The organism is Allobosea sp. WAO (genome assembly GCF_001509835.1).
In the GTDB taxonomy this organism is placed as follows: domain Bacteria; phylum Pseudomonadota; class Alphaproteobacteria; order Rhizobiales; family Beijerinckiaceae; genus Allobosea.
Window position 1 is genome coordinate 387,250 of the sequence record NZ_JXTJ01000006.1, and the last position, 13,906, is coordinate 401,155.

Below are 13,906 nucleotides of genomic sequence, written 5' to 3' on the forward strand. Positions count from 1 at the left end.
GGCCGTGACCTTTCGAGAGAGGCGGGACCGGCGCTCAGGCCGGGAAGGGACCGGAGAACGCAGTCTCCGTCAGCGGGCGCCGCGGGCTCGGCCATTCGCGCTCGCGCAGCTGCGGCGGCAGCGTCTCGGGCTCTGCCCGGCGGCCGAGCGCGACGGCGATCTCAATGCGGAAGCGCGGCGGGACCGCGAGGCTCGTGCGGGCGGCCTCGACATCGATGCCGGCCATCGCATGGGCATGGTAGCCGAGCCGGACCGCCTGCAGAGCGATGTGCGACCAGGCGGCGCCGGTGTCGAAACTGCGGATCGGCGAGGCCTGCGGCTGCTGGGCAGCGTCGTCCGAGCCTGTGTCGGACAACACGAACACGAGGGCCGAGGCCGAGCCGGCCCAGCTCTGGTTGAAATCGTCGAGCAGCGAGAGGAAGCGCGGCCAGTGAGCATCGTCGCGCAGAGCGTAGAGGAAGCGCCAGGGCTGCACATTGTAGGCGGACGGAGCCCAGCGAGCGGCTTCGAGGATGGTCAGCAGCGCCTCGGCGGGCATGGGCTCCGGGTGGAAGGCGCGGGGCGACCAGCGCTCGATGAAGACCGGGTCGATCGGGAATGCGGCGGTTCTGTCCATCATCGTCTTGCTCGCGTTTGGTTTGCGGCAGCGGGAGGTGGCTGCTAGGTTCATCCGAAGTCTGATAATTCGATATCGAATTATTTGATGAAGGATAATTAGGTGCGGGATTTCCATGAGTCAAGCTGACGAAGCCGGGCAAGGCGGCCCGCTGGATTCGATCCTCATGCAGTGGCGGCGTGCCCGCCCGGACATCGACGCGAGCCCGATGGTTGTGTGCGGCACGATCTGGCGGGCGGCGGAACGCATCCGGCTCGGCGTCGGGAGAAACCTTGCGGGCGAGGATCTCGATTTCGCGGGGTTCGACGTGCTGATGACGCTGCGCCGCCAAGGCGAGCGCGGGGGTTCGCTGACGCCCTCCGAACTCGCCAAGGACATGATGCTGTCGACCTCGGCGATGACGAATCGGCTCGACCGGCTGGAGAGGCGCGGTTTAATCGCCAGGCAGTCCGATCCGCAGGACCGGCGCAGCCTGCGCATCGTCCTCACCGATGAAGGCTTCGCGCTGATCGAGCGGCTCGTGGTCTCCCATGTCGAGACCGAGGAGCGCCTGATTGCCCGGCTGGATAAGGCCGAACGGGCCTTGCTCACGGCCCTGCTGACAAAGGTCGCGGCTGGGGAAGGGGAGTGAGGCGCGGCCGCCACAGCCGGCTCGACATTAACCAAGAGCGCGGTTTCTTAACGCGTCGTTAACCATATCTGGCCAGTTTCGCCGCAGGTGCGGAGCTTGGAGCCAGCATGAGCAAACACGTCGCAGTTCTGATGGGCGGATGGTCCGTGGAGCGCGAGGTCAGCCTGAATTCCGGTGCCGGCTGTGCTGCCGCGCTGGAGCGGGCAGGCTTCCGCGTGACCCGGGTCGACGTCCAGCGGGACATTGCGGCGGTGCTCGAGAAGCTCCGGCCCGACGTCGCCTTCAACGGCCTGCATGGCCGTTTCGGCGAGGACGGCACCATCCAGGGCATGCTCGAGATCATGGGCATCCCCTATACCCATTCCGGCGTGCTGGCCTCGGCACTGGCGATCCGCAAGGACAAGGCCAAGATGGTCGTCGCAGCGGCCGGCGTCCCGGTCGCGCACGGCGTCAATGTCTCGCGCTTCGAAGCCGCCAAGCGCCACGTCCTGCAGCCGCCTTACGTGCTGAAGCCGATCGATGAGGGATCCTCGGTCGGGGTCGTGATCGTAAAGAAGGGCCGCGAGCATCCACCCCAGGAAATCGCCCGGCCGGACTGGCCCTGCGGGGACCTCCTACTGGCCGAAACCTTCATCGCCGGGCGCGAGCTGACCTGCGCGGTGATGGACGGCAAGTCCTTGGGAGTGACCGAGATTCGGGCGGCGACAGGTGAGTTCTACGACTACGATGCGAAGTATGCGAAAGGCGGTTCGATTCACATCTGCCCCGCTCAAATTTTACCGAATATTTACCAGCGGATCGAAGAGTGTGCGTTAACGGCGCATCAAGCAATCGGGTGCCGCGGCGTCAGTCGTTCCGACTTCCGATATGACGACGAGACCGACACTCTCGTCTGGCTGGAAGTGAACACGCAGCCCGGCATGACCGAGACCAGCCTGGTACCCGAACTGGCCGCCCACGCGGGCATGAATTTCAGTGAGCTCGTCACATGGATGGTGGAGGACGCCTCCTTAGATCGGTGAACACGGTGCTGGCAGGGTCCGGTCCGATGACACCGATGCGCGCTGCGGGGCCTCAACTCCTCGTCGGCGAGCGCTCGCGCCGCTGGTTCCGCGGCTCGCGGCGCAGCGCCTTCGCGCTGCCTCTGGCGCAGCGCCTGCCGCGCGGCTTGGGCTCCTGGCTGGCGGTTGGCTTCCTGGCGCTCTCGGCGACGACGGGGGCGGCGCTCGGCGGGCATTTCGAATCACTGCGCGAGGCTTATGGCGAGCCGAAGCACGCTCTGGCCCGGCTGGTCGGCCTCGGCATCGACCGCGTCACCATTTCCGGCTTGACCGAGCTGTCCGAGATCGAGGTTCTGGTCGCGGCCGGCATCGATCCGAAGATCTCGCTTGCCTTCTTCGACGCCGACGAGGCGCGCCGGCGGCTCGAATCGACGCCGCTGATCCGCGAAGCGTCGGTCCGGAAGCTCTATCCCGGCGAGATCGCGATCAACCTCACCGAGCGCGAGCCCTTCGCGCTCTGGCAGACCAAGGGAGATCTGTTCTTGATCGCGGCCGACGGCACGGTGATCGATCGCATGGACGATGGGCGCTTCGCCCATCTGCCGCTGGTCGTTGGCGTCGACGCCAATCTGCGCGCTCGCGACTATGTCGCGTTGCTTGCTTCGGCCGGTCCGTTCGCGCCGCGCATCCGCGCCGGCAGTCTCGTCGCCGGCCGGCGCTGGAACCTCAAGCTCGACACCGGCATCGACATCCGCCTGCCCGAAACGGATTCTGGCGCGGCGCTGAAGCGCCTCGTCGGCCTCGAGCAAGATTTCCGGATCAGCGAGAAGGATCTGATCGCCATCGACCTGCGCCAGCCTGACCGCGTGACCATGCGACTGACCGAGGAGGGCGCGGCCGCAAGGTCCGAGCTGCTCAAGAACAAGGGCAAGAAGAAGGGAGGCGAGGCATGAGCCTGACCTCCCAGGGCCTGACGCCGCGGATGCGGCCGCTCTCGTCGCGCAAGAGCGCGACCCTGTCGATTCTGGATATCGGCACGAGCAAGGTCGTCTGCCTGATCGCCGAGCTCAATCCGGCCGAGGCGAACGAGCGCCTGCGTGGGCGCACTCATGTCGCCCGCATCGTCGGCATCGGCCATCAGCGTTCGCTCGGCCTGAAGGGCGGGGCGATCATCGACCTCGACAGCGCCGAGCGCGCCATCCGGGCCGCGGTCGATGCCGCCGAGCGGATGGCCAAAGTCGAGGTGCAATCGGTCATCGTCAATTTGACCGGCGGCCGGCTGAACTCGCAGCACTACCAGGCCAGCGTCGAGTTGCGTGGCGGCTCGGTCGGCGATTCCGACGTGAAGCGCGTGCTCGCGGCGGCCGCCAACCATGCCATCCGGCCGGGCAAGGCGGTGCTGCACGCGCTGCCGACGGGCTATGCGCTCGACGGTTCTCCCGGCGTGCTCGATCCGCGCGGGCTGATCGGCGGCTCGCTCTCGGTCGACATGCATGTCGTCGCCTCCGAAGCGGCGGCTGCCCGCAACGTCATGCTGGCGGTCGAGCGCTGCCATCTCGAAGTCGAGGCCGTGGTCGCGACGCCTTATGCGGCGGGGCTTTCCGTGCTGGTCGACGACGAAGCCGAGATGGGCGTCGTCGTGGTCGACATGGGCGGCGGCACGACCTCGCTCGGCGTCTTCGCCGGCGGTCATCTGACCCATGCCGACGCGATCGCCGTCGGGGGCAACCACATCACCATGGACGTGGCGCGCGGGCTTTCGACCCGGGTGGCGGCGGCCGAGCGGCTGAAGACGCTGCACGGCTCGGCGATCTCCAGCCCGTCCGACGATCGCGACATGATCGCGGTGCCGCAGGTCGACGATGACGAGCGCGATATGCCGAACCATCTGGCGAAGTCGCATCTCATCCGGATCATCAAGCCACGCGTCGAGGAGATCCTCGAACTCGTGCGCGACCGGCTCAAGGCGGCCGGATTCTCGGCCGAGGCCGGCCGGCGCGTCGTCCTGACGGGCGGCGCCTGCCAGCTCACCGGCATGCCGGAAGTTGCAAGGCGCGTGCTCGGCGGCCAGGTCCGCACCGGGCGCCCGCTCGGTATCCGGGGCTTGCCCGAAGCGGGCAAGGGTCCGTCCTTCGCCGCGGCGGTCGGCCTGCTGGTCTATCCGCAGGTCGCCCATGTCGAGCATTTCGAACCGCGGGCCGGCGCGTCCTACTTCGCCCATGCTGCCGACGGGTATTTCTCGCGTGTCGGCCGCTGGCTGAAGGAGAGTTTCTGAGAGTTGCGGTCCGTGCGGCCTACCGGCCGGGCGGAACGGAGTGAGTTGATGAAATCGGGGCCCCGGCCCCTGGCGTGGAAAACGGGACGGCGCCCGCCAGGGACCGGACGGAAATTTGAAAGAGGCAACCATGGCGATGAATCTGCAAGCCCCGGACATCCGGGAACTGAAGCCCCGAATCACCGTGTTCGGCGTCGGCGGTGCCGGCGGCAACGCCGTGAACAACATGATCGAGGCTGGCCTCGACGGGGTCGATTTCGTCTGTGCCAACACCGATGCCCAAGCTCTGGCGCTCTCGCGCGCCCCGCGCATCATCCAGATGGGTCTCCAGGTCACCGAAGGTCTCGGCGCCGGCTCGCAGCCGGAAGTCGGGCGCGCGGCGGCCGAGGAGGTCGTCGACGAGATCCGTGATCACCTCGCCGGTGCGCACATGGTCTTCATCACCGCCGGCATGGGCGGTGGTACCGGCACCGGCGCGGCGCCCGCCATCGCCCGCGTCGCCCGGGACATGGGCATCCTCACCGTCGGCGTCGTCACCAAGCCGTTCCAGTTCGAGGGCCATCGCCGCATGCGCATGGCCGAGGCCGGCATCGGCGAGCTCAACGAAGCCGTCGACACGCTGATCGTCATCCCGAACCAGAACCTGTTCCGCGTCGCCAACGAGAACACCGGCTTCGCCGACGCGTTCGGCATGGCCGACCAGGTGCTCTATTCGGGCGTCGCCTGCATCACCGACCTGATGGTCCGTCCCGGCCTGATCAACCTCGACTTCGCCGACGTGCGCGCCGTGATGCGCGGCATGGGCAAGGCGATGATGGGCACCGGCGAGGCTCAGGGCGAGAAGCGCGCGCTCTCGGCCGCCCAGGCCGCGATCAATAACCCGCTCCTCGACGACGTCTCGATGAAGGGCGCCCGTGGCCTGCTGATCTCGATCACCGGCGGCCGCGACATGAAGCTCTACGAGGTCGACGAGGCCGCCACCCGCATCCGCGAGGAGGTCGATTCCGAGGCCAACATCATCGTCGGCGCCACCTTCGACGAATCGCTCGAGGGCACCGTGCGCGTCTCGGTCGTCGCGACCGGCATCGACAAGCCGGTGAGCTCGCAGGTCGAGGTCGACGCGACCGAGGCCCGCATCGCCGAGGTGGCCGAGCGGCTGAAGGCCGAGGCGCGGCTGCGCTCCGCCGTGCCGAACGTGCGCACCGCCCCGGCGCCGGCTCCCATCCCGCAGCCGGAGCCGGCTCCCGAGCTGCGCCTGCCGCCGATGCCCGAGCCCGTCCGCCCGGCCGCGCCGGCGAACTTCGCCGCCGATGTCCGCATCGAGCCGGTGCAGCCGCGTCCGGTCATGGCCGCCGCGCCGGCGCCGCAGCCCCGGCCCGTCGAGGCCGAGCTGCCCTATCTCGAAGACAGCTTCATCCCGCCGGCTCCCGAGCGCGCCGTGATTCGGCCGACCCGCATGCCGCGGATCGAGGACCTGCCGATGCCGGCCCAGAACCAGATCGCGCAGACCCGCGCGGCCGCCGCTGCGCCGCCACCGGCCGTCTCCGCCGACCAGAAGCGGATGTCGCTGATGCAGCGCCTGGCCTCCGTCGGCTTCGGCCGCAAGGAAGAGGAAGCTGTGGAAGCTCCGGCTCCGGCGCCCGCACCGCGTCAGGCTCCGCCGGTTCCGGTTGCGCCGCCGAGCGCCGCCCATGCCGAGTTCATGCGCCGCCCGGCTCCGCCGCAGGCGTCCAGGCCGGCGCAGGGGCAGCTCGACCCGCACGGCCGCGCCGCTCCGGCCCGACCGGCCGAGGAGGATCATCTGGAGATCCCGGCCTTCCTGCGGCGTCAGTCCAGCTGAGGGCCAAGCAGGTCTCAAGACCGGTTTTAAACAAAGGGTCCGGCGCAACCTTGCGCCGGGCTCTTTTTAACGTCTGGAAAACCATATATCTCAATGCGATAGTTAGGTTTTTGGCATTTCTTGAATCCTGTTACAGAGCGAAAGAAAGCGTGATTTTGAGGCCCGGCTTCCTGCGCTTATCTTGCAGGCCAACACCAGGAAGACGGATTCGGGGTTAGGTCTCGGGCCGCTCGTTTCAGGGAACCGCGATCGATCGTCAGATTGGCTGCGCCGCCAGGCGCCGGACCTGATCATCGCGCTAAGGATCGGATAAGAGTATGATGGCTGACCGGCAGACGACCCTACGCTCGCCCGTGACCCTCGAAGGCATCGGCGTTCATTCGGGAGCTCCCGCCTGTCTGTGCCTGCGCCCCTCTGCCGCCAACACCGGTGTCGTCTTCCTCCGCAAGGGGCTCGAAGGCGGTCATGAGCAGCTCATTCACGCGCGCCACAACAAGGTCAGCGCCACCGAGCTCTGCACGGTGGTCGGCGAGCAGGCGTCCGGCTCAGTCGCGACCATCGAGCATCTGATGTCGGCCTGCGCCGGCCTCGGGCTCGACAATGTGCTGGTCGAGATCGACGGGCCGGAAATGCCGATCATGGATGGCAGCGCCGCCGAATTCGTAACGGCCATCGAGGCTGCGGGCATCGTCGCCCTCAGTGCCGCGCGCCGCTATCTCAAGGTCCTGCGCCCGGTGCGCGTCGAGCACGGCCGGGCCTTCGCCGAGCTGGCGCCGTCCGAGGCGGGCTTCCGCCTCGATGTCGAGATCGATTTCGACACGCCGGCCATCGGCCGCCAGCGCAAGATCTTCGACCTCGATCCCGCTGCCTATGCCAGCGAGATCTCCCGCGCCCGCACCTTCGGCTTCATGCGCGATGTCGAGCAGCTCTGGAAGGCCGGCTTCGCGCTCGGCGCCTCGCTCGACAACACCGTCGCCATCGGCGAGGACAAGGTGATCAATCCGGAAGGCCTGCGCTATGCCGACGAGTTCGTGCGCCACAAGGTGCTCGATGCGGTCGGCGATCTCGCTCTGGCCGGCTACCCGATTCTCGGCGAGTTCCGCTCCTATTGCGGCGGCCACCGCATGAACGTGCGAATCCTCGAGGCCCTGTTCGCCGACCGCGCCAATTACGCGATCGTCGAGGCCGAGCCGGTCTACGCGCCGCGCGCCGTCCAGATGGCGGCTGGTGCCCCGATGCCGGCGGCTCTCGCCCCCGATCTGCACTGAAATCCGGCGATCACGCGACGCCGCGCCTTGCATTCGCCGGCTTCCTGTCGGAAGCACGGTGCCGATTGCATTGCATGAAGCGCCCTTCACGGTTGGCGAAACGGTGACTTCTGGAGTAAAGCCATTTTCGCCCGCTCCTCGAAAGCGGCGCTGAAGGACGGATGAAGTGAGCGTCATGCGGCTGAAGACATTCAATACCGGCGAAGTAACGAGCGGTGGCAAGCGGCTCGCGCTCGTGTTCTCGCTGGCGGCGGCTCTCGGCGGCTGCGATACGCTGAGTTCGCTCAATCCGTTCGACAAGCCCGAGGTCTACAAGCCCGAGGTGTTGCCGGCGGTACCGGCCGACAAGCTCTACAATGAGGGCCTGGCGCGGTTGCAGAACGGCGATAGCGAAGGCGCGAGCAAGAAGTTCGAGGAAATCGACAAGCAGGCGCCGTTCTCGCCCTATTCGCGAAAGGGCCTGATCCTCACCGCCTATTCGAACTATCAGGCGAGCAAGTGGGACGACGCGATCACCGCGTCCAAGCGCTTCCTCGCGCAGAACCCAGCGAGCCCCGATGCTGCCTATGCGCAGTACATCATGGCGATGTCCTACTTTAATCAGATCCCGGACGCGACGCGCGACCAGGAGCGGACGGAGCAGGCGCTGCGGGCGATGCAGGAGCTGCTCGACCGTTATCCGAAGTCCGAATACGTCGTCGACGTCCGCGAGAAGATGCTGGTCGCGCGCGACCAGCTCGCCGGCAAGGAGATGAATGTCGGCCGCTTCTATCTCGAGAAGCGCAATTATCCCGGCGCCGTGAACCGGTTCCGCGACGTGATCACCAAGTACCAGACGACGCGCCATGTCGAGGAGGCGCTGATGCGCCTGACCGAGGCGTATATGGCGCTCGGCATCACCAACGAGGCGCAGACCGCCGCGGCGGTGCTCGGGCACAATTTCCCGGACAGTCCCTGGTACAAGGACGCCTATGTGCTGCTCGAAAGCGGCGGGTTGCAGCCGCGCGAGGACCGCGGCTCCTATATCAGCCGGCTGTTCAACGGGTTCAGCCGCACCGTCACCGGCCTGATCCGCTGAGTCGACGGGCGAGCGGCGACGGCAAGGCCGTGCACGTCCCGGCATCCAGCTGCCCGGTCCGGCATGTTCCGGCCGGGCCTGCCCAATATCCGCTCACCGGCTGAGTCCGCCTCATGCTTGCCCAGCTCTCGATCCGCGACATCGTTCTGATCGACCGGCTCGATCTGGCCTTTCATGATGGGCTCAGCGTCCTCACCGGCGAGACCGGTGCCGGTAAGTCGATCCTGCTCGACGGTTTCGCGTTGGCCCTCGGCGGGCGCGGCGATGGCGGTCTCGTCCGCCATGGCGAAACGCAAGGCCAGGTCAGTGCCGTTTTCGATCTTGCGCTCGACCATCCGGCCCGCGCTCTGGCGCAGGCGCAGGAACTCGACACGGACGGCGACCTGATCCTGCGCCGTGTGCAGTATGCCGACGGGCGCACCCGCGCCTTCGTCAACGACCAGCCGGTCAGCGTCCAGATCCTGCGGATGATCGGCGCGGCGTTGGTCGAGATCCACGGCCAGCACGACGACCGGGCGCTGACCGATCCAGCCCAGCACCGTACGATCCTCGACGGCTTCGGCGAGTTGACGCAGCAGGCCGGCAAGGTCGCGCAGGACAGCGAGGTGCTGAAGCGCGCCCGACAGGCCCTGCAGAGCCAGCGCATGCGGGTCGAGACCGCGCGCAAGGAGGCCGATTTCCTGCGCCATGCCGTGGCAGAGCTCGGCAAGCTCGCCCCGCAACCGGGCGAGGAGGAGGCGCTGGCGGGCCAGCGCCAGGGCATGATGCAGGCCGAGAAGGTCGCACGCGACATCTCAGAGGCCTATGAGGCGGTCGGCGGTTCGGCCTCGCCGATGGCGGCGCTGTCGGGCGTGCTGCGGCGGCTCGAGCGCCGGGCGGCGCAGGCACCGGAGCTGATCGACCCCTCGACGGCGGCGCTGAACACCGCGATCGTCGCGCTGGAGGAGGCGGGCGAGGTGCTCGCAGCTGCGATGCGTGCCGCCGAATATGACCCGCGGGTGCTGGAGCGGGTCGAGGAGCGGCTGTTCGCCCTGCGCGCTGCGGCCCGGAAATTTGACGTGCCGGTCGATGCCCTGCCGGCGTTGGCGCAGACCATGACGACCGACCTTGCGGCCCTCGACGAGAGCGAAGGCTCGCTGAAACGGCTCGAGGCGGAACTCGCCGAAGCCGAGGCTGCCTACATCGCCGGGGCGACGGCGCTTTCGGCCGGCCGGGTCCGCGCGGCCGCGGCGCTCGACGCGGCCGTCAAGGTCGAGCTGCCGCCGCTGAAGCTGGAGCGGGCGCGCTTCATCACCCAGATCGACAGCGATCCGGAGGCGCGGGGGCCGGAAGGTTTCGATCGTGTCGAGTTCTGGGTCGAGACCAATCCGGGCACCCGGCCCGGACCTATGATGAAGGTCGCGTCCGGGGGCGAGCTCTCGCGCTTCATGCTGGCGTTGAAGGTCGTGCTGGCCGAGCGCGGCTCGGCGCCGACGCTGGTCTTCGACGAGATCGATACGGGCGTCGGCGGTGCCGTCGCGGATGCGATCGGCGAGCGGCTGGCGCGGCTCGCAGCCCGGGTGCAGGTTGTCTCGGTGACGCATGCGCCGCAGGTCGCGGCCAAGGCCGGCCGGCACTTCCTGATCGCCAAATCCGCGCAGGCGACGGAGGGCGCGAGCGAGCGCACCGTCACGCGTGTCACGCCGCTGGAACAAGAGACGCGACGCGAGGAGATCGCCCGCATGCTTGCCGGCGCCTCGATTACCGAGGAGGCGAGGGCGGCGGCGGCCAGGCTGCTCGCTGCTGCCGGCATGCGAGGGTAATCGCGGCAGGTTCCGAGGGAAGGGTGCGCGATCCGTCGCCTTCAGGCTGGAGTGATCGCGAAGCCGTCGCCGCGCGGCTCTATTGTTCCGAAGCCACGAATATGCCCGCCCGAGACGACCCAGCCTTCGCGCGCGGCTTGCTCCAGCACCGTGCGGCGCGTCCTGGCTGCCAGCGCACCATCGAGGTCGTATTCCAGGCCGATCTCGGGAGCTGCCGATTGGAAGTCGCCGAGATGCAGCGCGTCGCCCCAGAGCAGGAGGCTCTCGCCGGCGCCGCGGATCAGATAGCCGGAATGGCCGAAGGTGTGCCCCGGCAACGGATGAAGCTCGATGCCGGGCAGGATTTCTCCTGCGCCTATCGTCTTCAGGCGCTGCGCATAAAGCCGCTGCAGCCGCTCGGCGATGTCGAAACCGCCTTGGCGCGCCTTGGGCAGCGAGGCACGGGCCTGCGGATCGGTGAAGAAGGAAAGGTCGGCTTGTGGAACCCAGACCTCGGCCGCCGGGAAATAGGGCGCGTCGCCTTCGAACAGGCCGAGCGCATGGTCACCATGGACATGGGTGATGAGGATGCGCCGGACGCTGCCCGGTGCGATCCCGGCTTCCGCCAGCGCGGCGCGGGCGTGGCCGTAGGCCTCTCCCCATGAGGTGCCCGTGCCGGCGTCGACCATGGTGATGCCGTCGGGCCCGCGCAGGACGAAGCAGTTCACGTCGATCCTGAAGGTGGGCTCGCCCCAGGCCGTGATCGCGGCGCGGCGCGCCTCGGGCCCCGCGGTATGAGTGAAGACCTCGCTGAAGGCCTCGAAGCTGCCGTCAAGAAGCGTCAGGATCTCGAACTGGCCGAAGCGCCGCCATGATCCGCCCATGAATCGCCTCCGATCGCGTCGGCGCGCATTGATCACGACGTCGTCGCGAGCGGCAATGGTGTCGCCGGCATGGTGGATGCCGGAGGACGCATGCCGCTGCAGTATCCATTCCCTTTTCCGAGGATTTGCGTTATGTGCGCTGCAACTTTGCGGTGCCGCGTCCGGCGCTGCCCTTCGATCTCCGCGCCGGCAGCCGGCCGGCTGGAACCTAAGGCCTGACATCGATGTCCTTCATTTCCACGAGCCCGCCGCTCGCGCGTGCGCTCGCCGAACGCAATTACAGCGAGCCGACTCCGGTCCAGAACGCGGTGCTCGAAGCCGCCGCGGCCGGGCGTGACCTGCTCGTCTCCTCGCAGACCGGCTCGGGCAAGACCGTGGCCTATGGTCTCGCCATCGGCGAGACGCTGCTAGACGGCGCCGAGACGCTCGGCCGGGCCGGCAAGCCGCTGGCGCTGATCATCGCGCCGACGCGCGAGCTTGCGCTCCAGGTCCAGCGCGAGCTGAACTGGCTCTACCAGCAGGCGAACGCCCGCGTGATCTCCTGCGTCGGCGGCATGGATCCGCGCCGCGAGGCCGCGCTGCTCGACGAGGGCGCCCATATCGTCGTCGGCACGCCGGGACGCCTGCGCGACCATATCGAGCGCGGCCGGCTCGACGTCTCGGCGCTGCGGGCCGTCGTGCTCGACGAGGCCGACGAGATGCTCGATCTCGGCTTCCGCGACGATCTCGAATTCATCCTTAAGACTGCTCCCGAGGACCGGCGAAGCCTGCTGTTCTCGGCGACGCTGCCCAAGGCGATCATTGCGCTGGCCCGGAGCTATCAGCGCGATGCGCTGCGCATCGAGGTCGCCGGCGCTGATCGCGGCCATGCCGACATCGAGTACAAGGCCGTCCGGGTCTATCCGAAAGAGGCCGAGCTCGCCGTCGTCAACCTGCTGCGCTTCCATGACGCGGCCTGCGCGCTGGTGTTCTGCAACACCCGCAATGCGGTGCGCCATCTCGAGGCGATCCTGCTGGAGCGTGGATTCGCGGCTGTGGCGCTCTCGGGCGAGCTCAGTCAGAGCGAGCGCAATTCGGCGCTGCAGGCGCTGCGTGACGGGCGGGCCCGGGTCTGCGTCGCGACCGACGTCGCGGCGCGCGGCATCGACCTGCCGGGATTGACCCTGGTGATCCATGCAGAGCTGCCGAACGATCCGGAAGTGATGCAGCACCGCAGCGGCCGCACCGGCCGCGCCGGTCGCAAGGGCACCAGCGTTCTCTTGGTTCCGGCTTCGCGCCGGCGCAAGGCCGAGATGCTGATCGGTGCCGCCGGGGTGCAGGCTGTCTGGGGCGGCCCGCCGACCCAGGAGGAGATTCGCAAGCTCGACCAGGAGCGCCTGCTGCAGGATCCACTGCTGTCGGGCGATGCCGAGGAAGACGATGCCGGGATGATCGAGGCGCTGCTTGCCGGCCGCTCGGCCAACGAGCTCGCCGCGGCGCTGGTTCGGGTCTATCGCTCGCGCCTGCCGGCGACGGAAGAAGTCGGCGATCCCGGCTTCGGCCGCGATGAGCGCGCGAGCCGTGCGCCGCGCAGCCCCGAGGACTATGCGAGGCCGCGCGACCGGGCCGGTCCGCGCTTCGACAATGCCGATCCGGATGCGCCCCGCAAGGCCGGGCCGCGCGGCGAGACGGTCTGGTTCCGCCTCAATGTCGGCCGCAAGGACGGCGCCGATCCGCGCCAGCTCCTGCCGATGCTGTGCCGTCGTGGCAAGATCACCCGCGACGAGGTCGGGGCGATCCGCATCTTCGACAAGGAAACGAAGGTCGAGATCGATGCCGACGTCGCCGAGCGCTTCGCCTCGCTGACGAGCGCGCCGGACCGCGACAGGGTCGTGATCGAGCTGGTGACGGGCGACGAGGAACGCCGGCCGGCAAAGCCTTTCGCCGACAAGGCGCAGCACACGAAGGCGCCACGCCGCGAGGAGGCGCCGCACGGACACGCCGGTGCGCCGGAGCGTGGCTTCCGCAAGCCTTATGAAGGCAAGGGCAAGCCGTTCGGCCGTGAGAATACCCGCGAGACCTACGATCCGGTCAGGCGCGACCGTGAGCCGCCTGCCGATGCGGCGGACTTCCCGCGCGGCGGCAAGCCGTTCGCCGGCAAGCCGAAGCATGGTGAGCGGGATTTCGGCGGCGCAAAGCCGTTCGGAGCCAAGAAGGCTTTCGGCGAGAAGAAGCCATTCGCCGACAAAAAGCCTTTTGGCGCGAAAAAGCCGTTCGCGGGCAAGAAGCCGCGTCGCGACGATCGTTGAGCCGTTCCGTCCTGGTCCTTCCCGGCCTCCAGATCGCCGAGCGTCCTATCGGACGAGCACTGGCGATCTAGAGGCCGCGGGAAGTGGATTCCACTTTCGGTCCGGTGCTCAGCGCAGGCCGAGGAACGACAGGATCGCGAGAACGACGACGACAAGACCGACGATGTAGATGATGTTGTTCATGGCGGACCCCCCCCGTTGGTTGCGTCAGGCCGCTCCTTTGCGGCATCGGGCTGCGGCGTGC

General features: G+C 68.1%; 11 protein-coding genes. 9 read left to right on the top strand and 2 right to left on the bottom strand.

Features of this window, described 5'->3' with window-relative positions:
* Positions 1–34 precede the first annotated feature (34 nt).
* Positions 35–616 carry a nitroreductase family protein gene (locus DK26_RS10930; RefSeq protein WP_211200558.1) on the bottom strand — a complete coding sequence of 194 codons (582 nt, stop codon included), beginning with the start codon at positions 614–616 and terminating at the stop codon, positions 35–37.
* A 115-nt stretch (positions 617–731) separates the two neighbouring features.
* Between DK26_RS10930 and DK26_RS10935 the strand changes: the two genes are divergently transcribed.
* The 8 genes from DK26_RS10935 to recN all read left to right on the top strand — a co-directional run bounded on the left by DK26_RS10935 (position 732) and on the right by recN (position 10,511).
* Positions 732–1,247: a MarR family transcriptional regulator gene (locus DK26_RS10935; protein ID WP_066471745.1), complete on the top strand. Its 516-nt coding sequence runs from the start codon at positions 732–734 to the stop codon at positions 1,245–1,247.
* 107 nt (positions 1,248–1,354) lie between these two features.
* Entirely contained in the window at positions 1,355–2,269 is a 915-nt protein-coding gene (locus DK26_RS10940; RefSeq protein ID WP_066471747.1) for a D-alanine--D-alanine ligase, read from the top strand.
* Positions 2,270–2,295: 26 nt separating this feature from the next.
* Positions 2,296–3,201 (top strand): cell division protein FtsQ/DivIB, encoded by a 906-nt coding sequence (locus tag DK26_RS10945; RefSeq protein ID WP_248309930.1) that lies wholly within the window; start codon positions 2,296–2,298, stop codon positions 3,199–3,201.
* Positions 3,198–4,523 (top strand): cell division protein FtsA, encoded by a 1,326-nt coding sequence (gene ftsA / locus DK26_RS10950; RefSeq protein ID WP_066471751.1) that lies wholly within the window; start codon positions 3,198–3,200, stop codon positions 4,521–4,523. Before DK26_RS10945 ends, ftsA begins: the two co-directional genes overlap by 4 nt.
* A 130-nt stretch (positions 4,524–4,653) precedes the next feature.
* On the top strand, positions 4,654–6,363 hold the full coding sequence (gene ftsZ / locus DK26_RS10955) for a cell division protein FtsZ (protein ID WP_066471752.1): 1,710 nt from the start codon (positions 4,654–4,656) through the stop codon (positions 6,361–6,363).
* Between the two features lie 317 nt (positions 6,364–6,680).
* Positions 6,681–7,631, top strand: a complete 951-nt coding sequence (gene lpxC / locus DK26_RS10960; protein WP_066471761.1) for a UDP-3-O-acyl-N-acetylglucosamine deacetylase — start codon at positions 6,681–6,683, stop codon at positions 7,629–7,631.
* Between the two features lie 175 nt (positions 7,632–7,806).
* Entirely contained in the window at positions 7,807–8,709 is a 903-nt protein-coding gene (locus tag DK26_RS10965; protein WP_066471764.1) for an outer membrane protein assembly factor BamD, read from the top strand.
* A gap of 113 nt (positions 8,710–8,822) precedes the next feature.
* Positions 8,823–10,511 carry a DNA repair protein RecN gene (recN, locus tag DK26_RS10970; RefSeq protein ID WP_066471767.1) on the top strand — a complete coding sequence of 563 codons (1,689 nt, stop codon included), beginning with the start codon at positions 8,823–8,825 and terminating at the stop codon, positions 10,509–10,511.
* Between the two features lie 41 nt (positions 10,512–10,552).
* On the opposite strand, the gene DK26_RS10975 is transcribed toward recN, so the two are convergent.
* Entirely contained in the window at positions 10,553–11,374 is an 822-nt protein-coding gene (locus DK26_RS10975) for an MBL fold metallo-hydrolase (RefSeq protein ID WP_066471770.1), read from the bottom strand.
* A gap of 224 nt (positions 11,375–11,598) precedes the next feature.
* Between DK26_RS10975 and DK26_RS10980 the strand changes: the two genes are divergently transcribed.
* The gene (locus tag DK26_RS10980; protein ID WP_083533140.1) at positions 11,599–13,662 is read left to right on the top strand and encodes a DEAD/DEAH box helicase; all 2,064 of its coding nucleotides are present in this window, start codon (positions 11,599–11,601) and stop codon (positions 13,660–13,662) included.
* The last annotated feature ends 244 nt before the right edge of the window (positions 13,663–13,906 follow it).